The organism is Companilactobacillus suantsaicola, assembly GCF_004745525.1.
In the GTDB taxonomy this organism is placed as follows: domain Bacteria; phylum Bacillota; class Bacilli; order Lactobacillales; family Lactobacillaceae; genus Companilactobacillus; species Companilactobacillus suantsaicola.
In genome coordinates this window covers 137695-160880 of record NZ_RKLY01000002.1, presented here as the reverse complement: position 1 = coordinate 160880, position 23186 = coordinate 137695, and the positions used below count along the sequence as shown (strand labels likewise).

Annotated in this window: 22 protein-coding genes; 12 read left to right on the top strand and 10 right to left on the bottom strand. The window is 36.5% G+C overall.

The genetic code is table 11. From position 1 onward, the window contains the following. Window positions 1-301: transposase (locus EGT49_RS12765; protein WP_167849714.1), on the top strand; the 301-nt coding region annotated here is incomplete at its 5' end. A 173-nt stretch (window positions 302-474) separates the two neighbouring features. Here EGT49_RS12765 and rlmD read toward each other — a convergent pair. Continuing rightward, complete coding sequence (gene rlmD / locus EGT49_RS01495; RefSeq protein WP_167849713.1) at window positions 475-1854, bottom strand: 23S rRNA (uracil(1939)-C(5))-methyltransferase RlmD; 1380 nt, start codon at window positions 1852-1854, stop codon at window positions 475-477. A gap of 66 nt (window positions 1855-1920) precedes the next feature. Here rlmD and recX point away from each other — a divergent pair, with 66 nt between their 5' ends. The 3 genes from recX (at window position 1921) to EGT49_RS01480 (ending at window position 4127) form a co-directional block, all read left to right on the top strand. Next, window positions 1921-2691, top strand: a complete 771-nt coding sequence (gene recX / locus EGT49_RS01490) for a recombination regulator RecX (protein WP_135371190.1) — start codon at window positions 1921-1923, stop codon at window positions 2689-2691. A gap of 79 nt (window positions 2692-2770) precedes the next feature. Further along, window positions 2771-3304, top strand: a complete 534-nt coding sequence (gene ntdP / locus EGT49_RS01485) for a nucleoside tri-diphosphate phosphatase (protein WP_135371189.1) — start codon at window positions 2771-2773, stop codon at window positions 3302-3304. 247 nt (window positions 3305-3551) lie between these two features. Beyond that, entirely contained in the window at window positions 3552-4127 is a 576-nt protein-coding gene (locus EGT49_RS01480) for a histidine phosphatase family protein (RefSeq protein ID WP_135371188.1), read from the top strand. 734 nt (window positions 4128-4861) lie between these two features. Here the strand turns inward: EGT49_RS01480 and EGT49_RS01475 are convergent. The 6 genes from EGT49_RS01475 to EGT49_RS01450 form a co-directional block, all read right to left on the bottom strand. Further along, window positions 4862-5611, bottom strand: coding sequence for an amino acid ABC transporter ATP-binding protein (locus EGT49_RS01475; protein WP_135371187.1), 750 nt, complete (start codon window positions 5609-5611; stop codon window positions 4862-4864). After that, window positions 5611-6306, bottom strand: a complete 696-nt coding sequence (locus EGT49_RS01470; RefSeq protein WP_135371186.1) for an amino acid ABC transporter permease — start codon at window positions 6304-6306, stop codon at window positions 5611-5613. The genes EGT49_RS01475 and EGT49_RS01470 overlap by 1 nt, the downstream gene beginning before the upstream one ends. A gap of 29 nt (window positions 6307-6335) precedes the next feature. Next, window positions 6336-7118, bottom strand: a complete 783-nt coding sequence (locus EGT49_RS01465; protein WP_135371185.1) for a transporter substrate-binding domain-containing protein — start codon at window positions 7116-7118, stop codon at window positions 6336-6338. Between the two features lie 80 nt (window positions 7119-7198). Further along, window positions 7199-8122 carry a cysteine synthase A gene (gene cysK / locus EGT49_RS01460; protein WP_135371184.1) on the bottom strand — a complete coding sequence of 308 codons (924 nt, stop codon included), beginning with the start codon at window positions 8120-8122 and terminating at the stop codon, window positions 7199-7201. A gap of 12 nt (window positions 8123-8134) precedes the next feature. Further along, window positions 8135-8932 (bottom strand): homoserine O-acetyltransferase/O-succinyltransferase family protein, encoded by a 798-nt coding sequence (locus EGT49_RS01455; RefSeq protein ID WP_135371183.1) that lies wholly within the window; start codon window positions 8930-8932, stop codon window positions 8135-8137. 249 nt (window positions 8933-9181) lie between these two features. Further along, window positions 9182-9643, bottom strand: coding sequence for a hypothetical protein (locus tag EGT49_RS01450; RefSeq protein WP_135371182.1), 462 nt, complete (start codon window positions 9641-9643; stop codon window positions 9182-9184). A 133-nt stretch (window positions 9644-9776) separates the two neighbouring features. On the opposite strand from EGT49_RS01450, the gene EGT49_RS01445 reads away from it, so the two are divergent. The 6 genes from EGT49_RS01445 to EGT49_RS01420 all read left to right on the top strand — a co-directional run bounded on the left by EGT49_RS01445 (window position 9777) and on the right by EGT49_RS01420 (window position 16563). Beyond that, on the top strand, window positions 9777-11132 hold the full coding sequence (locus EGT49_RS01445; protein WP_135371181.1) for a hemolysin family protein: 1356 nt from the start codon (window positions 9777-9779) through the stop codon (window positions 11130-11132). Between the two features lie 179 nt (window positions 11133-11311). Beyond that, window positions 11312-12889, top strand: a complete 1578-nt coding sequence (locus EGT49_RS01440) for a peptide chain release factor 3 (protein WP_135371180.1) — start codon at window positions 11312-11314, stop codon at window positions 12887-12889. Between the two features lie 395 nt (window positions 12890-13284). Then, window positions 13285-14292: a glycoside hydrolase family 73 protein gene (locus EGT49_RS01435; protein ID WP_135371179.1), complete on the top strand. Its 1008-nt coding sequence runs from the start codon at window positions 13285-13287 to the stop codon at window positions 14290-14292. A 181-nt stretch (window positions 14293-14473) separates the two neighbouring features. Further along, window positions 14474-15808: a branched-chain amino acid transport system II carrier protein gene (gene brnQ, locus EGT49_RS01430; RefSeq protein WP_135371178.1), complete on the top strand. Its 1335-nt coding sequence runs from the start codon at window positions 14474-14476 to the stop codon at window positions 15806-15808. Window positions 15809-15889: 81 nt separating this feature from the next. After that, window positions 15890-16363 carry a DUF2975 domain-containing protein gene (locus EGT49_RS01425; protein ID WP_135371177.1) on the top strand — a complete coding sequence of 158 codons (474 nt, stop codon included), beginning with the start codon at window positions 15890-15892 and terminating at the stop codon, window positions 16361-16363. Then, window positions 16360-16563, top strand: coding sequence for a helix-turn-helix domain-containing protein (locus EGT49_RS01420; RefSeq protein WP_135371176.1), 204 nt, complete (start codon window positions 16360-16362; stop codon window positions 16561-16563). Before EGT49_RS01425 ends, EGT49_RS01420 begins: the two co-directional genes overlap by 4 nt. A gap of 679 nt (window positions 16564-17242) precedes the next feature. Here EGT49_RS01420 and EGT49_RS01415 read toward each other — a convergent pair. The 3 genes from EGT49_RS01415 to EGT49_RS01405 form a co-directional block, all read right to left on the bottom strand. After that, window positions 17243-17560: an SLAP domain-containing protein gene (locus EGT49_RS01415; protein ID WP_135371175.1), complete on the bottom strand. Its 318-nt coding sequence runs from the start codon at window positions 17558-17560 to the stop codon at window positions 17243-17245. Between the two features lie 124 nt (window positions 17561-17684). Continuing rightward, window positions 17685-18422, bottom strand: coding sequence for an SLAP domain-containing protein (locus EGT49_RS01410; protein ID WP_135371174.1), 738 nt, complete (start codon window positions 18420-18422; stop codon window positions 17685-17687). Between the two features lie 143 nt (window positions 18423-18565). Continuing rightward, complete coding sequence (locus tag EGT49_RS01405; RefSeq protein ID WP_167849712.1) at window positions 18566-20740, bottom strand: SpaA isopeptide-forming pilin-related protein; 2175 nt, start codon at window positions 20738-20740, stop codon at window positions 18566-18568. Window positions 20741-21098: 358 nt separating this feature from the next. Here EGT49_RS01405 and EGT49_RS01400 point away from each other — a divergent pair, with 358 nt between their 5' ends. Then, on the top strand, window positions 21099-21689 hold the full coding sequence (locus EGT49_RS01400; RefSeq protein WP_135371172.1) for a TetR/AcrR family transcriptional regulator: 591 nt from the start codon (window positions 21099-21101) through the stop codon (window positions 21687-21689). 107 nt (window positions 21690-21796) lie between these two features. Continuing rightward, complete coding sequence (rpoN, locus tag EGT49_RS01395) at window positions 21797-23080, top strand: RNA polymerase factor sigma-54 (RefSeq protein ID WP_135371171.1); 1284 nt, start codon at window positions 21797-21799, stop codon at window positions 23078-23080. Window positions 23081-23186: the final 106 nt, after the last annotated feature.

Here is a 23186-nt window from a genome sequence, read left to right as displayed (position 1 = left end):
AAATGCCAATTGGGAATATTTCAAGAATAAGGCAAAAGAACAGCTTTCAAGTGAAGTTGGTCAATCAATCTACGCGCAGCGTAAGATTGACGTTGAACCAATTTTTGCAGACTTGAAGGTTCATTTGTCGTTCAATCGTCTGTCCGTTCGAGGGCTCGAGAACGCAAAAATAGAAATTGGATTAGCTCTTATGAGTAATAATCTAGCAGAGTTGGCAAGATTATTATCATATCCAGCTGAATACCAAAAAAACACGATAGGAATTCCATATTTTATGGAAATTTCTATCGTGTTTTTTTAGAATCGGGAGTTATGTCCCGAACTCTTTTGCTAAACAGTATTCTAAATTAACGTCCCGTTATTCTCGGAGACTAGAAACAATTTCTAATTAGACTATAAATTATTTCTAGTTTTTATTCAATCAAACTAACTTATTTAACGTAATTTAGTTTGTAGTGATTTAGATAACTACTTTTATCTTTTAACTAACTTAACGATTGTTTCAACATGTGGTGTTTGTGGGAACATGTCGACTGGTTGTAAATAGATCACACGATATCTATCAGTCAATCTAACTAGATCTTTAGCTAGTGTTGAGGGATTACATGAAACGTAAACTAGCTTTTCCACTGGGTTACGCACCAAAGTTGTGATCAAACTATTTTCCAAACCAGTTCTTGGTGGGTCAACGACGATTGAGTTGACGTTGATGCCATCTTTTAGTAATTGTGGATAAATTTTGTCAACTGAACCGACGTAATAATCGGCGTTGTCAATTTCGTTTAATTTAGCATTTTGCTTGGCGTCTTCGATTGCTTCAGGGATGATTTCAATTCCGTAGACGTGTTTGACGGTGTTAGCCATTGTGATACCGATTGTCCCAACACCGCAGTAAGCATCTAGTAAAATATCTCGTTGATTAGGCTCTAAAGCTTGGTTTACTAGGTCATACAGTTTATCTGTCTGGAGTGAATTCAATTGGAGAAAGGCCCGTGGAGACAAGTTGAACAAGTAGCCGTTGATGTCTTCTTGTAGATATTTGTCACCCCAGAGCAATTTTGTTTCATCGCCCCAAACAGCACCTTGGTCTGCTTTATTGATGTTTTGGGAAATTGAGCTGACTTCGGGAATTTCTTTTTGAATTCGTTCGATCAATTGATGTTCTTTGATGAATTTTGGTGAACGGGTGATGAAAGTTACTTGTAGTTGATTGAATTCGACTGATTCACGAATAACGATCATGCTGAGAATTCCGGATTTTTCCTTTGGATTGAAGACAGGAATTTCTAAGTCTTTGACCATTTGAACGATTTTTCGGATGGCTGACATAGTTAGATCCATTTGGGTGGGCATTTCAGGTAAGTCGACTAGTTCTTGAGTGCCAGTTTTATACAAACCGCAACGAATTTCACCGTCGATTTCTTGAATTGGAAATTGAGCTTTGTTGCGATATTTTTCTTGTTGAACTGAAGCAACAGTCGATCTGATCATGTATTTGTCATAAGCAAATGGCTTATATTTTTCAAGGGATTCGCGCAGAATGTCTGCCTTGAATTTTAACTGATCTTCATAGTTAATGTGAGCAAAATCTAAACCGCCAACTTCGTTTGCCAAAGCAGGTACGTCAGGATTTCTGAAGCGACTAGCTTGTCTGATTTTGTGAATGCGACCATTCAAAAAGCGAGGATGAACGTCGGTAACTTCACAGACGATGACATCTTCAGGAACGGCTTTAGGAACGAAAACGATGACGTGTTTGAAGAAACCAATACCTTCACCGCTGATTCCAATACGTTTGATAGTCAGCGGAAATTTGTCGCCGACTTTTAATTCTTGAGTTATATTTGTATCCATAATTTTTCCTTTGATTGTTTTTGCGATAAACTTACACTTGAGTATAACATGTGAGGTAATAATATTTTGTCAAAAATTACGAAAATCCAAGCCCAAAAACGTAAGGGACGTTACAATGTTTATCTTGACGGTAAATATGCTTTCCCGGTAGCTGAGACGACTTTGATCGAATTTCGTTTGATGAAAGATGTTGAATTGACCGACAAACAAGTCAAAGAGATTCAAGATCGAGAAAACGTCAATAAAGCTTATGGCGATGCGGTTAATTTTTTGAGTTATCAATTGCGGACTGAAAAAGAAATTAAAGAGTATTTATATAAGAAGGAATACCACAAAGATGCGGTTGAAACGACTCTAGAACGTTTGCGTGAGTTGCATTATTTAGACGACAACAACTACGCCAAGAGTTTTATCAACACCCAGCTGCGAACTACCGCTAATGGTCCTAAAATTATTCGGCAAAAGTTAGTTAAAAAAGGCGTCCCCAATAATATCATTCAAGATAAAATTAGTGAGATCGACCAAGACATATTGTTAGAAAATGCCGTTGAATTTGCCAAGAAACAAGTTCGCAAGCAAAAACGGGCTTCGTTTCAACAAATGTTGACCAAAGTTAAGCAAAGTCTTTATCAGAAAGGATTTGATGGAGAAATCACCAACCAAGCAATCAAAGACTTGCACTTAGAAGTTGATGAAGATGAGGAATTGATCAAATTACAAAAAATGATTGTTAAGGTTAAACACCGTTATGATACCCCAGCCAAATTAATAAATTATTTAATGACCAAAGGCTATCATTACGACGAGATCAAGCGGGTTCTCGATGCTAATCTGTAATTGTTTATCTTTTAATCGTTTCACAGCTCTGTTATACTTTTTTTGGATGAATTTTTAAGTTCAGAAAGCTGGGTAAGTTATGCAGATTCCTAGAGAAGGGGATTACGTAGCAATCCAGAGTTATAAGCATGATGGTCACCTACATCGTACTTGGCGTGAAACAATGGTGTTAAAGACGAGTGAAAATGAGATTATCGGTTGTAATGAGAATACTCTTGTCACAGAAGCAGATGGACGTCGCTGGGTAACTAGAGAACCCGCCTTAGTCTATTTTCATAAAAAGTATTGGTTCAATATCGTTACTATGATTAGAAATAGTGGAGTGTCTTATTACTGCAATTTGGCCACACCGTTTGCTTTAGATAAAGAAGCCATCAAATATATTGATTATGATTTAGATGTTAAAGTTTTTCCAGATGGTGAAAAGCGCTTGCTCGATGTTGATGAATATGCGGCACATAGCAAGATGTGGAATTATCCACCTGAAATAGATACGATTTTACATGATAATGTCGACGTTTTAATTGATTGGATCGATAAAGGAAAAGGTCCGTTTTCACAGGCCTACGTTGATCTTTGGATGCAAAGATATGAGGAACTGTCACACCATTAGGGTTGCTATATCCTAATTAGACTGCCAAATGGTGGTCTTTTTTTGTATGCAGGATAATTATCAGCATAGGCACAGATGATTTTAAAATAGGAATATTCAAATTTAATTTCATTAATGGTAAAAAATTTAAATGTTTATTAACGATTATTGTTATTGAATAAATGACAAAAAACGTTCTCTATTTGTGGTTTTCAAAATTAATTTCGCGTATGCTACAAAGTGTAAATTGTTGAGGGAGAAATTTTTTATGAAAACTTTATACTTGATGCGCCACGGACAAACTTTGTTTAACAAACTAGGAAAGGTCCAGGGAGCATGTGATTCACCGTTAACAGCCAAAGGGATTGCTGACGCCAAAGCAGCCGGTGAATTCTTACGCGAACACGACTACCACTTCGATCAATGTTTTTCATCGACCCAAGAACGTGCCAGCGACACCTTAGAATTGGTAACAGATCAACCATATCAACGTTTAAAAGGAATCAAGGAATGGGATTTTGGACTATTTGAAGGTGAAAATGAAACATTATTACCAAAAACTTATTACACTGAAAAATCTTACGACGACTTCTTCGTCCAATTCGGTGGTGAATCAGCCACTGATTTTCAAGACCGAGTTGTTAAAGCTTTTACTGAAGTGATGACAGAAATTCCTGATGGACAAAAAGTCTTGATGGTCAGTCACGGGGCAGTAATGTTCCGTTTCTTAAAAGCTTTAATTCCAATGGCAGAAATTATCGAAAATGTCAGCTTCCATAATTGTGCAATATTGAAGTTAACATTTGATGGCAAGAAGTTTACATTTATTGAGCAAGTTAGATAGAGAGTTTACTTGAATAGTGTCGCTCTTTAGTTTGGATGGTGGTTGATGCCGTCTTCCGCAACCGCTCTGGGAAATGCTGGAACGCTCTGGGCGCAACTTGGAGCCAATTCCAAAAGCGGGAATTGTCTTCAAGATTAGCCTTTTTGTAAATGCTAAAGCATTAACAAAAATTTCAGGGCTGAGCATTTCCCAGAGCTGTTACTCCAGACTAGAGGTCAACTCTATGCAATATTTTAGTGAATTCTGGATAGGATACTATATCTATTGGTGGTAAGTGTTGGACTGATTTATTGTCTGAATAGCGTACGATTCTTTGGTTAGTAAAATTGATAAAAATAATAGAAGACATCACTAGAAATGCGGTATCGCAATGAACTAGGATGTCTTTTTTTGTACTGTTTATATTTCTATTCTGAATAGGAAAGAAAATAAACTGTAAAAATATTAAGCACTATATCGAATAAAATTAGTATTCCTAAAAGAATGGAAAGTAAATAATCAATAGATCCGTTATTTAGCCTGGAATAAAAAACTCAATTGGGCTCAGATGTGAAATTATTCTTAGCAATTTATTGCTTAGAATAAGGCCGAGCTTGGAAATGCCGCGAATTGTGCGGTAGTTTCAAGTCGTGCCCACATCGTTCCAGTCCCAATTGAGTTTTTTATGGAAGGCGGCATACTTCACCCAACAAAAAAAACACCAACCTCAATTTAAAAGGTTGGTGTTTTTAGTTTTACTTTGCATCATCATTAAATGTAATTCCGGATAGGAAATCTTTTATTCTTGTTGTTGAATGGTTAAAGAATTGATCGGGGGTACCGTCAAATAGAATGTCGCCATCTTCAACAAAAACAATCTTATCAGCAACTGAACGAGCAAACTCCATGTTGTGGGTCACAATTATCATTGCTTGTCCCATCTTGCTCAAGTCTTCCAAAATCAATAACACTTGGTTTTCTAGCTCAGGATCAAGCGCACTAGTTGGTTCATCCAACAAAATGTATTCAGGATCCATAGCTAGCGCACGACAGATAGAAATTCGCTGTTGTTGGCCACCGGATAATTGACTAGGATAACGATCAGCGTATTCAGCCAATCCGACTTGTGACAAGAGCTTTTTGGCCTTGGCCTCAGTTTCTTCCTTGGACTTGCCTAAAACCGTCTCTGGAGCAGTTGTGATGTTTTGTAAGACGGTTAGGTTAGGGAAGAGATTCCAGTTTTGGAAAACCATACTGGTTTTTTTACGAACGTCAAAACTCAATTTCTTGGAAACAGGTTGGGCATAGTCGAGTTTCAAATCGCCGAAGCTTAAAGTTCCGCTTTCAGGACGAACTAGTAAATCAAGTGAACGTAACAGCGTTGACTTACCAGAACCAGAAGGTCCTAAAATTACTGTTGTCTTACCATCTGGAAAATCGACACTGAGGTTTTTTAAAACTTCTTTGCTGCCATATTTTTTTATGATGTTTTTAACTGAGATCATTAAGCTTCACTTCCTTTAACGTATTTTGAAGTTCTACGTTCGAGATAATGTTGCAAGAGCGTAAGTAATGAACAAATTACGGCGTACAAGAAAGCGGCTAATGAATACATCAAAAGTGGTTCGAAGTTTTTAGCAGTGATTTGTTGACTGACTTGAAACATTTCCAAAATAGTAATTGAACTGGCTAAAGATGTATCTTTAACTAGACCAATAAATGAGTTAGATAGTGGTGGTAAAGCAATTCTAACTGCTTGAGGCAAGACGATTTTAGTTAAAGTTTGTCTGGTTGTGAAGTTCAAGGTAAAAGCTGCATCCCATTGATCTTGAGGAACGGATAAAAGCGCCGAACGGATGGTTTCTGAAGCATATGCTCCAGTATTAAGTGAGAAACCAATTACCGCTGCAATAAATGGTGACAATTGGATTCCGGCACTAGGTAGACCAAAGAAGATGATGAACAATTGAACTAGTAGTGGTGTGGAACGGAATAGCCAAACATAGAAGTTGGCAATAGCGCGTAACACTAACCAAGGATACTTGATCAATTTGTTTTCACTAGGTTCGATGAACTTAATCAAAGCTGTTAAAACGGCTAGAATCAAACCGAAGATAAATGAGACGACTGCTAATGGAATGGTGTATTGGATCATTGCCGTTAGCATTGCCGGTAAAGACGTTATGATGATGTGCCACATGAAGTAAAAACCCCCTCAAAGTTTCTTAATTATTTTTTAGTAATATCTTCACCGAAGTACTTAACTGAAAGTTTCTTCATAGTGCCGTCTTTGTAAAGTTCTTTGATAGCTTTATTGACACGACCTTGTAGGTGAGTAGATTTCTTGTTGAAAATTGGAGCAATTTTTGATGGTTCGAGTTTGTCATTTGGAATTTCGATATATTTCAAATCGGTATTCTTATGACTTTGTTTCCAATATAGGAAGGCTTCCTTAGAATTGATTGCACCGGCAACTCTTCCTTGATCAATCATTGACATATCTGTTTGGAAATCAGGAGCAGGGACTACTTTGGCACCGAACTTTTCAGCGTGATTGTAGTTATCTGTACCAGTTCCGGCAGCGATTTTCTTACCTTTAATATCGTCAACGGAATTGATTCCTGTACCATCTTTAGTGATAATAACTGATTTTGAGTAAATGTAAGGTGTGGCAAAGATGTAATGCTTTTTACGTGATGGATTTTCTGCTACGTTGTTGAAGACAACATCGAAGGTGTTTGAGTTCAAACCTGCAATTAGTGAATCCCATTTTGTAGGAACAAATTTAGCTTTCAAATCAAGCTTTTTAGCAACTTGTTTAGCTAAATCAACTTCAAATCCTTTTAATTTGCCATCGTCACGATATGAGTAAGGTGCATAAGTACCTTCCAGACCGATTGTTAGTGTGCCGTCAGTTTTTGTATCACTGTTAGCAGACTTGTTTGAGCAGCCGGTTAGTACCAAGACTAAGGCTACAATTGTAGTTAAAATTAAAGCAATTCGCTTTTTCATTTTGAAATAGATCCCCCTATATAAAATTGACCATTTTCTATTCTCTCATAAAATAAACATTCTTAGAAAAGATATGACTTCTAAAACTTAAATAAATCAGTTGAAAGGTATCTTTCACCATTATCAGGTGCAACGGTAACGACTGTTTTACCTTTACCGAGTTTCTTGGCAATTTCGATGGCACCGAAGATGTTAGCACCAGCTGAGATACCAGGTAAAAATCCTTCTTTGTGACTAACAACTTGTGCCATCTTGATAGCTTGGTCGCTAGTTACTTCAATAATATCTGAATATGAGTTTTTATCCAAAGTGTCAGGAATGAATCCAGCACTGATACCTTGAATCTTGTGAGCACCAGTTTTGCCTTCCTTTAATAGAGGAGATTCAGCTGCTTCAAGGGCCCAGACTTTGACGTTTGGATAAGCTTTAGTTAAAGCATGGCTAACACCTGAGAGGGTACCACCAGTACCAACTCCAGCAACGAAGCCATCGACTGGGGTGTCACCGAAAGCATCAACGATTTCTTTACCAGTTGTCTTTTCGTGGATTAAAGGATTAGCTGGATTTTGGAATTGCATAGGCATGAAGTAACCATTTTCGTTGGCCAAATCAGTAGCTTTCTTGATAGCACCACCCATACCTTCTGAACCAGGTGTCAAAATTAATTCTGTACCATAACCTTGCATCAACTTACGACGTTCGATACTCATTGTTTCAGGCATAGTGATGATCAAATGATAACCTTTGGCAGCTGCGACTAATGAAAGTCCGATACCAGTATTTCCTGAAGTAGGTTCAACTAAAGTATCGCCGGGTTTGATCTTGCCATCTTTTTCGGCGGCTTCGATCATAGCTAGAGCAATTCTATCTTTGATGGAACTACCGGGATTGAAAAATTCCAACTTGACGTATACGTCGGCAGCGTCTTCGGGAACGACCTTATCTAGTTTTACAATGGGTGTATTACCAATTAATTCTGTAATATTTTGGGCAATTTTTGTCATAATAATTTCTCCTTAGCAAGTTGTTAATTTGTGTTCTGTAACGGTTTGTAACCAGTTTTGATAAAAAATTTGTTGCGTCTGCTTCCATGAGAAAGTTGGTTTCCTATCTAATGGTGAATAATAATTGGCAGCTGGGAACGGATGCTTAACTTTAATACTGGCTAATTCACGTCGATATTCTTTGTCCAAACCATCTTTTTGGTATTCAAGATGTGAAAAGATAAAAGTTTGATGCTTGTCTTTAGCACTGACTAAAGTTAAGAGTCCGTTTTCGCTAGTTGCCTCAACCATTAAATTAGGATTGGCTTGAATCTGTTCGTGATCCATTTCCGCGTATCGAGCATGAGGAGCAGGGAAGTTATCGCTAATATTATTTAAAAGCGGGGTTGGTTTTAAGATTTGATTTTGGAAAATACCAAATACTTTGTGTGGTAATAATTTTTTTTGAATGTTATAAATTCGATTCAGGGCAGCCATGGCGCCCCAACAGACATAAAGCTGCGGGATGTTAGAAGTATTTAGTTGATCAATTAGATCATTAACTTCTTCGAAGTAAGAAACTTGAGGAAAATCTAATTTTTCAACGGGACTGCCAGTAATAATGAAACCGTCTAAATCATTAACTTCTTGTAAGTCTAGTGGTTTCATATTATCTGTAATCGCTGAGTCAAGTACACGATTTACGTAACGAGTAGCTGAATAGTAGAAGGTTAGTTGCACATTTTCATTTTTCAATGCGTGTTGAAAATTATGCATTGTTTCTACTTTGTTTTGCATTAAATTTAAAATACCAATTCTAATAGGTTCCACAAGTAACTCCTTTCTAAGTTTTACAAGTACAAAAAAGAGGAGCTGACTAATGTCAACTCCTCTTGATTTTATAGTTTGCACTACTTGATTATCAATTGAGTGGTATTAGACATGTTGAAGAAGTATAGTAATTTTCAATTACTACACAACAACATGATTTGGCTTCAAAGTTTGTATTATTCAACATGTCAATTCCTCCTTCAATTAAGATGACTCAAACTTACAATTAATCTTTGGATAAGTCAAGAATTATTTCTTTTTCTCCGTGTAAATGGAAAGCGATTCAAACTCCAAATATGAGGCCAAAGTCAAAGAAATCATTAGTAGGAAAACTAACCAACCAAGAGTTCGACCAAGAATTAAATTGAGTGGTAAAAATTTAGCAACTAAATAAATGCTGGCCATTGATAACCAAAAGTCGACGAATAAATTGGCTCCAATAACAATTTTACTACGTTCTAAAACAAAGAAATGTAACAATTCTTTGAGGACTTTTCGAGTGGAACTACGATACATGATCAAAACTGGTCGCTGGGCGATAACTTTGACCGCAAACATACCAAAAGCTCCAACGATTCCACCAACAACAATTCTCCAAGTCAAAGCGTGTAAAACTAATGAGTTATAGGAAACACCAATGATCGACAAACAGAGAATGTAAGGGATGATGAAGAAAAAGACATAGATGATGGAAATTTTTTTATTAGACATTTTTGTTAACTCCCTATATACTAGTATTCTTATTTTAACATGAAAAAGGTTTATTGTTGAATGCAATGACACCTGTTATAATTGTTTTGTTTATGTTATTTACATATGAAATATGAAAGTGAGTGCAAGTTAAATGAGTGGTGACTCTTCTGGAGCGTCGCTTTCCGGGCAGCTGATTTTAATAATTGTATTAACGTTATTAAATGCTTTTTTTGCAGCAGGCGAAATGGCGATTGTTTCTGTTAATAAAGTGTCCGTTGAGGAAAAAGCAAAGAGCGGTAATAAACGAGCTCAAAGAATTTTGAATGCAATCAACGATCCTAATAAGTTTTTATCAACGATTCAAGTAGCAATCACATTGGCCGGGTTCTTATCATCTGCTAGTGCGGCAACGACTTTGAGTTCTCGACTAGAAAAGTTGATTGGAAGTTTCCCTGGTAGTCATGAAACTTCAATTGTAATCATTACGATCATTTTGTCGTTTATTACATTAGTTTTTGGAGAATTATATCCAAAAAGGATTGCACTGCAACAGCCTTATCAAGTAGCTAGTTTTACTGAACCGTTTGTTAGATTAGTCGGTAAAGTCTTGCGTCCGTTTGTTTGGTTATTGGATAAGACGATTACCTTATTAACTAAGATAACTCCAATTGATTTTAGTCAAAAAGATGATTCAATTACCAGAACAGAAATGATTGCAACATTACGAAAATCACGTAACAGTGGCACAATTAATTCTGATGAATATCAAATGCTTCAAGGGATTATCCGTTTTGGAGATAAGACGGCGCGTGAGATCATGACGCCAAGAATGGATACCTTTATGATTGATATTAATGATCCAGTTGATGAGAACATCGATAAAATTTTGAATCAACCTTATTCGAGAATTCCAATGTACGGTGGAGACAAGGATAATGTGATCGGTATTGTCCATATTAAAGACTTATTGAAAAAGTCTCGTGAAGTTGGTTTTGAGAAAATCAATTTGAAATCAATCATGAAAGAACCACTGTTTGTTCCTGAGGCTACTAACATTGATGCTTTACTACTGCAAATGCGTAGTACGCAAACTCAAATTGCCATGGTAGTTGATGAATATGGTGGTATTGTTGGATTAGCAACGATTGAAGATATTTTGGAAGAGATTGTTGGGGAAATTGATGACGAATATGATCCTGTCACTAAGAATTTCCAACGTCTTGGTGCAAATAAATTCTCGGTAGTTGGTTTAATGACAATTGAAGATTTTGATGAATTGTTTGAAGAAGAAATCAAGGTTGAAGATGTCGATACGATTGCTGGGTATTTGATTATGAACATTGGGGAGATTCCTGATGCTAAACATCCTAAATCATTTGAGTTAAAAGATGGAATCGTGATCACATCTGGTGAATTGAATGGTTCTAGAATTGAAAATGTTATCGTAACGGTTCCTGATGAAAAACTGAAGGTTGTTACTGAAAACATGTATAAGAAGAAATACTGACGTATTTCTTTTTTTTCGAGAAAAATGATTTTTAAATTTTTTTATGGAGGACGAAAACGCGCAAAGCAAAGCAACTCATTCCGGTTAAGTCAACTTCGATCGTCGTCTGCTAAAGCAGCCAACGATCAAAGTGGTCTTAATCCTCGTGAGTTAACCGCTTTGCTTTGCGCTCTAATATTATGGACCAAAAACAATTAGAACAAGAAGTTAATAAACGTAGAACTTTTGCTATCATCTCTCACCCGGATGCTGGTAAAACTACTATTACTGAACAAATGCTTTACTTTGGTGGAGTTATTCGTTCGGCAGGTACTGTTAAAGCTAAAAAATCTGGTCAATTTGCTACTTCTGACTGGATGGAAATTGAAAAGAAGCGTGGAATCTCTGTTACTAGTTCGGTAATGCAATTCCACTATCATGACAAGGATATCAATATTTTGGATACCCCAGGACATGAGGATTTCTCTGAAGATACTTATCGTACTTTGATGGCGGTTGATGCTGCGGTCATGGTTATTGATTCTGCTAAAGGTATCGAACCACAGACTAAGAAATTATTTAAAGTTGTTAAAAAACGTGGTATTCCTATTTTCACATTCATGAATAAGTTGGATCGTGATGGTCGTGATCCACTTGACTTGATTGCTGAACTAGAAGAGTTGTTGAATATCGAAGGTTGTGCAATGAATTGGCCAATCGGTATGGGTAAGGAATTAAAAGGTCTTTATGATATTCGCAATAATCGTTTAGAGCTTTATCGAAAAGATGGCGATGACAGATTCTTGCCATTAAATGATGAAGGAAAATTAGCTGAACACAATCCAATCGAAGAAGATGGTGTTTATGATCAAGCCTTGGGTGAAGTTGATTTAATCAAGGAAGCCGGAAATGAATTTGATTTGAAGAAGGTTCAAGAGGGTAACCAAACACCAGTCTTCTTTGGTTCAGCTTTGACTAATTTTGGTGTTGAGACATTTTTGAATACTTTTTTGGATATGGCTCCAGCTCCTACAGTTCACAAGCAAAAAGATAGCGACGAACTTGTAAAACCAGATGATCCAGAGTTTTCTGGCTTTGTTTTCAAGATCCAAGCTAATATGAATCCTAATCACCGTGACCGAATCGCCTTTGTCAGAATTTGTTCAGGTGAATTCGTTCGTGGTATGGATGTTACTTTGAACCGAACTGGAAAAGTTATGCGTCTGAATAATGCAACAGAGTTCATGTCTGATCAAAGAGAAACAGTTAAGACAGCTGTTGCTGGGGATATTGTTGGTTTGTACGATACTGGTAATTTCCAAATTGGTGACACTATTTATTCAGGTAAGAAGTCAGTTCAATTTGAAGACTTGCCACAATTTACACCAGAAATGTTTATGGAGGTTCAAGCTAAGAACGTCATGAAGCAAAAATCATTCCACAAAGGGATGCAACAGTTGGTTCAAGAGGGTGCCGTTCAACTTTATAAGAAATATACAACTAATGACTATATTTTAGGTGCCGTTGGTCAACTTCAATTCGAAGTTTTCCAATTTAGAATGAAGAACGAATATAATTGTGATGTTGTAATGAAACCAATTGGTTCAAGAATTGCTCGTTGGGTCGATCCTGAACAATTAGATGAATCGATGTCATCAACTAGAAATATGTTAGTTAAAGATTTGGACGACAAACCATTGTTCTTATTTGAGAATAAATTTGCTGAGAACTGGTTTGCTAACAAATATCCAAATGTTAAGTTAACTTCAAAATTATAGGAAATCGCTGAATGGCGGTTTTTTTTATTGTAAAATTTTGTTGGTAGTGTAAAAAAAACAAAAAAAGGAGGTGGACTCAATAAACTCGGATAGCGTGATATTAGGGGGATTTGCTCTTCTTATTTTTGAAAGAATAATTTGGCTACCAATTGGTTTATTTGTTTAAACGATTCATTTTTATGAAATTTGTTATCCAATTTTTTTGAAAAAATGTTTTTGAATGTTTTTGATGTAAAAGAATCTTAATGTTCTTAAGAAATTCTTAAAGTCAAGTAACAAAAAATTACAATTTATTTTCGAATGTTTAATTCTTGTTACAAAATCCGAGTTTTATTGAAACTAATTTTTGTAAATAGTAGTCTATAACTAGATTATTTATTAAGGGGAAACATTCTATGTCTAAAAAAAATCTAATTACAAGTGCTTTAGTACTTGGTACATTGGCTGCAACCGCTACACCCTCAGTAGTTTCAGCTGCTACAACAGGTGCCGACAGTGCATCTGACACAAATACAGAACAAGTAAATAATAAATCAGAAAATAACGATACAAACGTCATTGCCGGTTCAGACAATACTAAAGCCGATACAACAGTTGCTAATTCATCAATTGTTCAAGCTGCTAGTGAATCTACATACGCAGCTGCAAATGTAACAGCTATTGTACAAGCTGCTTCAGGTGTTTCATATTCACAACAACAAGCATTCTTACAAGAAGCTGTTCCAATGGCTCAAAAGGCTGCCGCAAAGTATAATCTTTATACATCAGTCATGTTAGCTCAAGCTATTCTTGAAAGTGGTTGGGGTGCTTCAACTTTAGCTACACAAGGTCATAACTTATTTGGTATTAAGGGTGACTACAATGGAGCTTACGTATCAATGCCAACATCTGAATGGAGCTCAACACAAGGTTGGTATACGATCTATGCTAACTTTAGAAAATATCCTAGTTACTATGAATCATTCTTAGACAATGGTGACAAGTTACGTAACGGTGTTTCTTGGAATTCAAGTTATTACAAGGGGACTTGGAAAGAAAACACTAGTTCATACAAGGATGCTACAGCATGGCTACAAGGTAGATATGCAACTGCACCTAACTATGCTTCATCATTGAATAACATCATTGCTAGCTACAATTTGACACAATATGATGGAACACCAGAAACAAATGGTGGTTCTCAATCAACTACTGGTGTTGTTACGGTTAACAATCGTGGTGGTTCATATGTTAGATTATTAGCTTTACAAGCAGATGGAACATATCAATTGATCACAAACCGTGGATTAGCTAACAACACTGACTGGAAGACTGACCAAAAGAAAGTTGTTAATGGTCATACTTACTACCGTGTTGCTACTAACGAATGGGTACAAGACAGTTATGTAACTAGTGCTAGATAAATACTAGTTACAAATAGAAATTCGAGAAAATTTAATTTTTCTGGAACTATTTGAGAAACAGCTAAAGAGGCTGTACTAATGACAATACATTAGTGCAGTCTTTTCTTTTTGATGAAAAAATTGTCATGTTAATCTTAATTGTTTATGATAGTGGAATGAAGATTTTGAAAGAGTGAAGTAAATGGAAACAAAATTAACCTGGAAAAATTTATTTTTTATCGGTTCGATGTTATTTGGATTATTTTTTGGAGCTGGAAATCTAATTTTTCCGGTCTATTTAGGTCAGCAAGCTGGTAGCAATGTTTGGCTAGCGATTATAGGACTCTTGATAACTGGGGTTGGTTTGCCACTTTTGGGTGTTGCCAGTATGGGAATCACGGCCAGTAACAGTGTCTTTGATTTGGCGGGAAAAGTTAATCGTCCTTACGCATACATGTTTACGATCTTATTGTATGTCACTATGGGACCGTTATTTGCGATTCCTAGGTTAGCTACGATTTCATTTCAATTAGGAATCGCACCATTTGTTAATTACGGTTTGCAAGGTTTTGGATTATTGATTTTTTCAGCCTTGTTTTTTATTGCAACCTGGTTTTTGTCTCGGAAACCGAGTAAATTGATGACGTATGTTGGCAAGTGGTTGACACCGATTTTCTTAATTTTATTAGGAATTTTAGTCGTAGTAGCTTTTGTCAAACCAATGGGTAGTTTACAAGCTTTACCACAGCACCAATATGCCAAATCGCCCGTTTTGACAGGATTCACTGAAGGATACAATACGATGGATGCCTTAGCTTCATTAGCTTTTGGAGTAGTTGTCATTGAGACGATTAAATCATTGGGCATCACTAAGCCAGCACAAATTGCTAAAGATACCGTTAAGTCGGGAATTATCAGTGTGGTTATCATGGGTGTGATCTATGCCTTCTTGGCATTGATTGGAACGATGAGTGTAGCTCAATTTCCACTTGCCTCTAATGGTGGCGTGACACTAGCTCAAGTATTCAACTATTATTTTGGCCCCTTTGGCAGTTTGTTGTTGGCATTAATTGCTATAATTGCTTGTTTAAAAACTTCAATTGGTTTAGTGTCGGCTTTTGGTGAAACGGCTGAAGAAATGTTTCCAAAATTTAATTATCAGGTGACTCTAGTGGTGGTTTCAGTCGTCTCGTTTTTGATTGCTAATATTGGTTTAACGAGATTGATCAACTATTCAACACCAATTTTGATGTTTCTTTATCCATTAGCAATGGTTTTGATCATCGTCGCTGTGCTAAGTCCTTTGTTGGGAAATTCAAAGTGGATCTATCGGGTAACGACTATTTTTACAATTATTCCCGCATTTTTTGCTGGATTAGAATCTCTGCCAAAAAATTTGCAAAGTGAAGCAATGATTTCACAAATACTAAGTTGGAATAAGTATTTGCCATTGTCAGAACTAGGTTTAGGATGGGTCATGCCAGCGATAGTTGGTTTAGCAGCAGGTTGGTTGATCAGTAAGTTAGTTAAGAATTAATACATTGATAATCGATAAAAGCATATTGATAAACAATATATCGAGTGCTATGATAGCTGTAATAATTTAGAGGAGTTTAAGATGAAAATTAAAACTACTTTTTTAAAAATTGTGACAGCTATTCTTGATATATTCTTATTATTTTTTGTTTACGCCTTGGCGTGGGGAACTTATTCTTCAATCGTGGATCATTCGGTGGTTCATTTACAATTATTGTCGGTTGGTTTCTTGTTCGCTGCAGCGTTAGTTGCATTTGGCATTAGTTATTATCTATTTAGGATTTTCTTTTTGATGGATAAACAACAGTTCTTTACTAAATCGTCGCTGCATTCAGTAAAAATGATTCGAAATTTATTCGTGATTCTGTTTTTTGCCTTGTCAGGAATAATGCCATATATTTATTATTCTGCCGATCGCGGCGATGCTCCGGGAATGATAATTATTGTTGGAGCAGTCGTCTTCGTACCTTTAGCAATCGCTGCCTTTGTTTCGGCGATGGAACAAATTTTGATTAAAGCAATTAATATGAAAGATGAAAATGATTTAACAATATGATAAAAATTAATCTTGATTTTATGCTCCTAAAACGAAAAATGACTGTGACTGAATTGGCAGAAAAGGTCGGTATTACACAAGCGAATATTTCGATTTTAAAAAATAATAAGGCAAAAGCGATTCGTTTCTCAACTTTAGAAAAGATTTGTCAGGTCTTAGAATGTCAACCTGGCGATATTTTAGAGTATGTGGATGAGTAGTTTAAAAAATGGTTCTTTCTTAAGTTTGGTTAGTATAAGATGCCGTCTTCCGCACAAGCCCTGTGATGAGCTGGAACGCTGCCGACGCTATTTTGAGCTTTTGCACAGTTCGCAAAATCTCAAAACTAGGTCTTCTTGTAAGTGCTAAAGCACTAACAAGAATTTGGCGGCTGAGTCATCACAGGGCTTGTGCTCCAGACTAAACAGAAGGTTTTATTATTTATTCTATTTAATTCTAAAACCAATAAAGAAGCTGAATCGGTGCTACATTCATTGATTCAGCTTCCTTTTATTTTAACGATGATTGTTGTTTACTCTGATTAATTCTAAAGTTGAACAAAAGGGGGATACAAAGAAAAAATTATTAGTATAATTGTTTGATTTTACAACCAAACTTGATAAAGAACCAAAAATAGAGAAGCCGTACTAATGCTATTTTCATTAGTACAGCTTCTCTATTTTTTTAGTCAAATGTAATAAATGATAAATGCGCTTATTTAGTCTGGAGCGACAAACTCGATTTGGCTCAAATGTGAAATTTTGGTTAGTGCTTTAGCACTTACCAAAAGGCCGAGCTTGGAAATGCCGCGTACTTTGCGGTAGTTTCAAGTCGTGCCCACATTGTTCCAGCCAAAATCGAGTTTGTTGTGGAAGACGGCAATTAACCACTTGCTATAATTTAGATCGAACGTACACTTGATGCTCTGACAAACTCGTCTTTACCGACTTTATAATAAGTGCAGCCCTTGACGGTATTCTTTTCAGATGTCTTACATGTTGTACCTTTAGTTAAACAACGTGAAATTTTTTTGCCTTTTTGATTGTACAATTGTGCTTTGGAGACCTTAACTCTGATCTTCTTAGTAGTAATTTTCTTCAATCCCTTAGTTGTTGCTGCTTGAACGATGTTAGGATTGCTAATAATTGTTGGAACACTGACGCCAGCGCCGATTGTAAAGATAGATGCGAAGAGAAGACCCTTTTGGATTAATTTCATGATAATATCTCCAATACACTAAAAATTTGATAACATCTCAATAACTTATATCCTGTTATCAAAATCATAATACCGCGCTAGCTTTTAAAATAGTTGTTCGACGTGTAGCCAATCAGTATAGCAATTACTGAACGTCGGCGACACTAACGAATTCGTCATTTCCAACATGATAATATCCGACTTTACCAATGATGTAATAGCCGTTACTTTGCCATTTAGTTCCATTCATTAAAGTGCGTCCGGCAATTATTTGACCATTGTGGTTGTAAATTAATGCAGGGCGTTTACTGATTACGGTAATGATATCTTTACTTGGAAAAACTTTAGTATTTTGATAACCGCGAACGTCACTTGCTTTGACATATTCATTGGTTGCGACACTGTAATAAGTTCCACTAGGTAAATTGTTTTGATGTTCAACTTTCCAAGCAGTTCCTTGAAGTAGTGATTTGGAGAGGCGTTTACCGTTAATATCGTAAAGTGGTGCTTGCGTGGAAGTAACGACGACACCATCTAGAACGCCATTTAGTGGAACTCGACCTTTGAGATAATTTTGAAGAATTAAATTAACATCAGAGGCTTTGATAAATTCATTTGTCGCTACTCGATAGTAAGAGCCACTGTTGAGTGTATTTTGAAGATCAACTTTCCATTTACTACCTTGAGTTAAGGCTTTAGTGGTAGGATTGCCATTTTGGTCGTAGACAATAGCTTTAGGGACGTTAATAGTTATAACGCCAGAGCCAATATTTGTTAGCCCGTAATTAATGTTACTGGCATTAACGTTTGTAATTGGACTCACCAATCCGGCACCGATTGTTAGAAGTGAAGCGGCCAATAGACTCTTTTGAATTAATTTCATAATAAATTCCTCCTTGGATAATTTTAATCATACGCTTTTTAATAGTTTTGATTGTTTAGTATATGTAAAAATACTGTAAAGCTTGTTATTAAATTTTTTTAAAAAAGAAAAATCCCCTTGTTTTGCAAGGAGATTTCACTTAATTAATTTGTTCTTTTAATGATTCTCTTGATAATTAAGAACATGAAAATCAACAATCCCATAAGAATCAACATCAAACCACTAGCATTACCAGTTTGAGGGAAGGTCTTCTTCGAACTAGTATTTTGGCTAGTTGCTGAACTTGTGTTAGTTCCAACGTTACTGCTTGATGTAGTAGTCGAAGGAGTTGTACTTGAAGTTGATGTTGAAGGTACTGTCACACCAGGAAATTCTGGAATAACTGGTTTTGTACCAGGAATTTCAGGTTTAACAGGTGCAACTGGATTTGTCACACTAGGAACTTCTGGTTCAGATGGTATTACAGGATTAGTAGTACCAGGTTTCTCAGGTTCGGAAGGTGTAACAGGATTTGTTGTACCTGGAATTTCAGGTTCTGGTTCTTGAGGAGCCTCTTGATTGCCAGGATTTTCTGGATTAGTTACAGGAGGCTCGATAGTACCGGGTTCTTCAGGACTAGTACCAGGATTTTCTGGGTTAGTTACAGGAGGTTCGGTAGTACCGGGTTCTTCAGGACTAGTACCAGGATTTTCTGGATTAGTTACAGGAGGTTCGGTAGTACCAGGTTCTTCAGGATTAGTACCAGGATTTTCAGGTTCACTAGGTACAATATCTGGTGGTGTTACTGTACCGGGTTCTTCAGAAATAGGAGTATCTTCTGCAGAAACATCGGTAGTGTTGTTCAAAGTGATTTCAAATTTAATAGGTTCACTATTAAGTTCGTAGCCTTCAGGGGCTTTAGTTTCAACAAATGAATATGATCCAACAGGTAAATCAGTTAGAGCAATTTGACCATTTTCATCGGTTGTTAGGTCGCTTTGAACGATATTGCCTTCACCATCTAATAGATTAAAGACGGCTCCAGGTAAAAGTTTATTAACGGTGCTGTCACTCTTAGTTAAAACCACATTACCTTTGCCGATTGGTTCGTCGGTTTGGCTTAAACTCAAGTTCAAATTACCGTTATCTGGGACTGTGAAGGTAATTGGATCTGGATTTAGCATATAGCCTTCAGGAGCTTTGACTTCGGTTAATGTGTAAGTGCCAAGTGGTAGATTCTTGATGTTGATAGTACCAGTAGAGTCAGTTGTAACGTTAGTCATCAAAACATTGCCAGTACTGTCGACTAATTTATATTCGGCACCAGGTAAAGCAGCTCCGGTTACAGAATCAGTCTTCTTAAAGACGATACTGCCGACTTCACTACCATCACCGGTACCACTACCACCCCAAGAAGTTTGTGCTCCGACATTGTAACTTCCTTCACTTGAGGCCATTGTAGCGTTGTTGCTCCAAGTGGTTGTACCGTCGGCGTTAGGTGATACTTTGACTCTGTAATAAATATCTACAGCGGTAGAAACTGTTCCTGGGAAAGTGATGATTACTTGATTTCCAGAAGTAGTGACTGTGGGATGTAGTTGTGTGCCGTTACTTACGAAACCACCACTTTGATATGAACCACCAATAGCATTTAAACTATCAGGGACATAAGTCTGATTAGGACCGAGAGTATCGGTAATAACTACGCCAGTTAAGTCGTGTTCGTTAGGGTTAAAAGCAATATTCCAAGTTAATTCATTTGGGATACCGTTTTGATCGTAACCTGCGACCCAACCGACTTTGTTGAACATCCAATTTTGTCCTTCATTAGCAGTATTGGATTCGGTACCTTTAGCAATTAAATGCAATGTACCTTTACGATTGTAAGTCGTATTGGACAAGGCACTATTGAAAGTAATCGTACCAGTGGATGAACCATTCTTGATCGTACCAGTACCAATTACTGTGCCGGAAGAATTGTAAATTGGAAATGATAGATCACCATTTGCGACTAAACCGTTTGGTAATTCAAAGTCGTTGGTGTCACCATCATTGATTTGGATATTGTCTGGAATGCTCCAATTGTAATTGACATTGAAGTTTAACCATGAGTATAAATTATCAGTTGGACTAATGGGGTTGCCATTCATATCAGTTACGGTAGCGTCCTCACTACTCAAACCAGTAATTCCATCAATTGCTCTTGGAGTTGTTGTTGTGGTAATTATTGAGGTTGAACCAGTAGTTGATGCAGCCTGAATTGAACCAGACGGCATGAAGAACAAGAACAATGCTAAAACTAATCCAACCAGAGACAGGTAAAGACAGGATTTCTTCATTTTTAGCATCTCCAATTTTTAAACAATATACATTATGAAACGATTGTAAAAAATACAATGGGTTCTGCCTTTCAGTTTTTTAACTCATTGTTTGAATAACTGAACACATTCTTTTTTACACCTAGAGTATAAAATGGAATACATCCAGAGTAAATATTTTAGACCATTTATTATTAAATATTGATGTAACAATATTTTTAATATAGACCATTTGCTAAAATGCAAGGATTTGCTGCTAAGACAGCTAGACGGTTCGGCAAGCAGAAATTATCAGAATAGTGTGATTTTTAATTAAATAAAATATGTTATAGTTGATGTGATTTAATATAATTCACAGTCAGATTAATGAGGGGATAATATGGAGAAGATAGATCGGCGGGTCCAAAGGACTAATCAGGCGTTACAAAATGCCTTTCGAACTTTAATGCAGGAGACTTCTTACCGCAATATTACTGTCAAGAAATTAACCGAAACTGCGAAAGTGAATCGCAAAACTTTTTATCTGCATTATGATTCAATCGATGATTTTTCTAACACAATAGTTGATAAAGCATCGGAAAAGTTTTTGAGTGTGATCGTTGATCAGTCACTGCGTAAGAATTTGATTAAACCAGGTTATATATTTGATCAAGTTTTTGATTTGTTCCGAGAATCAGGAGATTTTTATAAAATTATGACAACGTCTAGCGATTACGAATTCCTATCACGCAAAATTGAATTGAAGGTAGCGATTGGATTTGCGGATGCGATAGAAAAGGAATTCGGTGTTGATCACATTGACGCTTATATTTGTGCTAATTTTTTAATTCGCAATACGATGTTGATGTTTCGCTTATATGATAAAAATAAATTTGATTTCGATTTATGTGACTTTCGAGAACGCCTGATTCGATTGAATGAGAGCGGTTTAGCCACATTTTTGGATTTGGGACCGCGAACAGAAAAATAAATTTGTGAGAATAAATACAAATCTTCAAAAAAGCGCTATCATTATATTAGTAATTAAGATAGAAGGAACTTTTTAAAAGAAAATTGTATAGAGAGGGAGTGAGTCTGATGGAATTGAAACAGAGTCAGAGTCAGAAACAAACTCAAGGTTTAACTTTAACTCAAGGGATGCGCCAATCGATTTTAGTCTTGCAGTCGGATGCAATCGATCTAGCAGATTATTTGAATGAACAGAGTTTAGAGAATCCTTTATTCGATGTTCATGTCGATTTAGATATGCCATTCATTGAGAATAGTAACCACGATTCTTATCAAATTAGAGAGGGACAACAGTCGTTATTTGAGTATTTGCTCGACCAAGTTCAGTTGACGATGCGTAAAACGCCTCTGCGTGATTTAGTAGTCTACTTAATTGAACAATTGGACCCCAATGGTTATTTGACTTTATCGGATAAAGAAATTTTACGTGAACTAAAAGACGTGACACCAATTATGTTGCTAGATGCTAAAACACTTTTGCATCAGCTGGATCCTCCTGGGATTGGAGCACGCGATTTGCAAGAATGTCTCTATTTGCAGGCAGAGTCAGATAATGCTAATGAAAGTATCATGTCGATGTTGGGCGACAATTTTGAGTTTTTTGTCAAACATGAGTGGAAGCAATTACGTCGTAAATTGAAGTTATCAAATGAAGAATTACAAAAAGATGTGGATTACATTCAATCACTTACGGCTAATCCAGGTCAGAGATATACTTCTAAAAATGAACAATATGTTGTTCCTGAATTGCGGGTCAAAAAAAATAAGGACAGGTTAACTTTATCAGTTACGAAATATGGACAGCCTCAGGTTGTCTTTGCAGAAGAAACGTATGACCGTCTTTCTAAGTCAACTGATACTGATGTTCAACGGTATATTCATGAAAAGTATAATCAATACAAATCTCTAGAATATAATTTGGAACGACGAATTGAAACAATTTCGATTATTGGTAAATGCATCGTTAAAGCTCAGTATCAATTCTTTATGCAAAATACTAATGCTTTAGCTCCGTTACTGATTCGGGATGTTGCTCAAAAATTACAATTGAGTGAGTCAACGGTCAGTCGGACTATCAATGGAAAATATATCCAAACTGATTTTGGAATCTTTGAATTGAAGCAGTTCTTCTCTCGTCGTAGTAAAGTCACGGTGGGAAATGAAGAGAAATCGGTTGATCAAGTTAAAGAAAAAATCAGACATATTTTGGAAAATGAAGATCGAAAGAAACCACTTAGTGATCAGAAGATTTCTGATATGTTGGTTGATGATGGCTTGAAGATTGCTAGAAGAACAGTGGCTAAATATCGTGAAGAATTAGGCTTTCCAGCAACTAGTCGTCGAAGAATATAAGAGAGTGGAACAAGAGCGCTCAGCTCCTGGAGGATAGCGGAACTTCACAAATTGCTCGCAAACTTTGCGGGCGGTTTGGGAAGTTTTGCTATCTCGTAGGGAGTTG

Excerpts from the sequence above, each read along its gene's own strand:
- EGT49_RS01435 (WP_135371179.1), top strand. The coding sequence starts at position 13,285 with ATGTCTAAAAAAAATCTAATTACAAGTGCTTTAGTACTTGGTACATTG.
- EGT49_RS01465 (WP_135371185.1), bottom strand. The coding sequence starts at position 7,118 with ATGAAAAAGCGAATTGCTTTAATTTTAACTACAATTGTAGCCTTAGTC.
- EGT49_RS01445 (WP_135371181.1), top strand. The coding sequence starts at position 9,777 with ATGAGTGGTGACTCTTCTGGAGCGTCGCTTTCCGGGCAGCTGATTTTA.
- cysK (WP_135371184.1), bottom strand. The coding sequence starts at position 8,122 with ATGACAAAAATTGCCCAAAATATTACAGAATTAATTGGTAATACACCC.
- EGT49_RS01440 (WP_135371180.1), top strand. The coding sequence starts at position 11,312 with ATGGACCAAAAACAATTAGAACAAGAAGTTAATAAACGTAGAACTTTT.
- EGT49_RS01420 (WP_135371176.1), top strand. The coding sequence starts at position 16,360 with ATGATAAAAATTAATCTTGATTTTATGCTCCTAAAACGAAAAATGACT.
- EGT49_RS01425 (WP_135371177.1), top strand. The coding sequence starts at position 15,890 with ATGAAAATTAAAACTACTTTTTTAAAAATTGTGACAGCTATTCTTGAT.
- rlmD (WP_167849713.1), bottom strand. The coding sequence starts at position 1,854 with ATGGATACAAATATAACTCAAGAATTAAAAGTCGGCGACAAATTTCCG.
- EGT49_RS01470 (WP_135371186.1), bottom strand. The coding sequence starts at position 6,306 with ATGTGGCACATCATCATAACGTCTTTACCGGCAATGCTAACGGCAATG.
- EGT49_RS01475 (WP_135371187.1), bottom strand. The coding sequence starts at position 5,611 with ATGATCTCAGTTAAAAACATCATAAAAAAATATGGCAGCAAAGAAGTT.
- brnQ (WP_135371178.1), top strand. The coding sequence starts at position 14,474 with ATGGAAACAAAATTAACCTGGAAAAATTTATTTTTTATCGGTTCGATG.
- EGT49_RS01410 (WP_135371174.1), bottom strand. The coding sequence starts at position 18,422 with ATGAAATTAATTCAAAAGAGTCTATTGGCCGCTTCACTTCTAACAATC.
- EGT49_RS01400 (WP_135371172.1), top strand. The coding sequence starts at position 21,099 with ATGGAGAAGATAGATCGGCGGGTCCAAAGGACTAATCAGGCGTTACAA.
- EGT49_RS01405 (WP_167849712.1), bottom strand. The coding sequence starts at position 20,740 with ATGAAGAAATCCTGTCTTTACCTGTCTCTGGTTGGATTAGTTTTAGCA.
- EGT49_RS01450 (WP_135371182.1), bottom strand. The coding sequence starts at position 9,643 with ATGTCTAATAAAAAAATTTCCATCATCTATGTCTTTTTCTTCATCATC.
- rpoN (WP_135371171.1), top strand. The coding sequence starts at position 21,797 with ATGGAATTGAAACAGAGTCAGAGTCAGAAACAAACTCAAGGTTTAACT.
- ntdP (WP_135371189.1), top strand. The coding sequence starts at position 2,771 with ATGCAGATTCCTAGAGAAGGGGATTACGTAGCAATCCAGAGTTATAAG.
- EGT49_RS01415 (WP_135371175.1), bottom strand. The coding sequence starts at position 17,560 with ATGAAATTAATCCAAAAGGGTCTTCTCTTCGCATCTATCTTTACAATC.
- EGT49_RS01480 (WP_135371188.1), top strand. The coding sequence starts at position 3,552 with ATGAAAACTTTATACTTGATGCGCCACGGACAAACTTTGTTTAACAAA.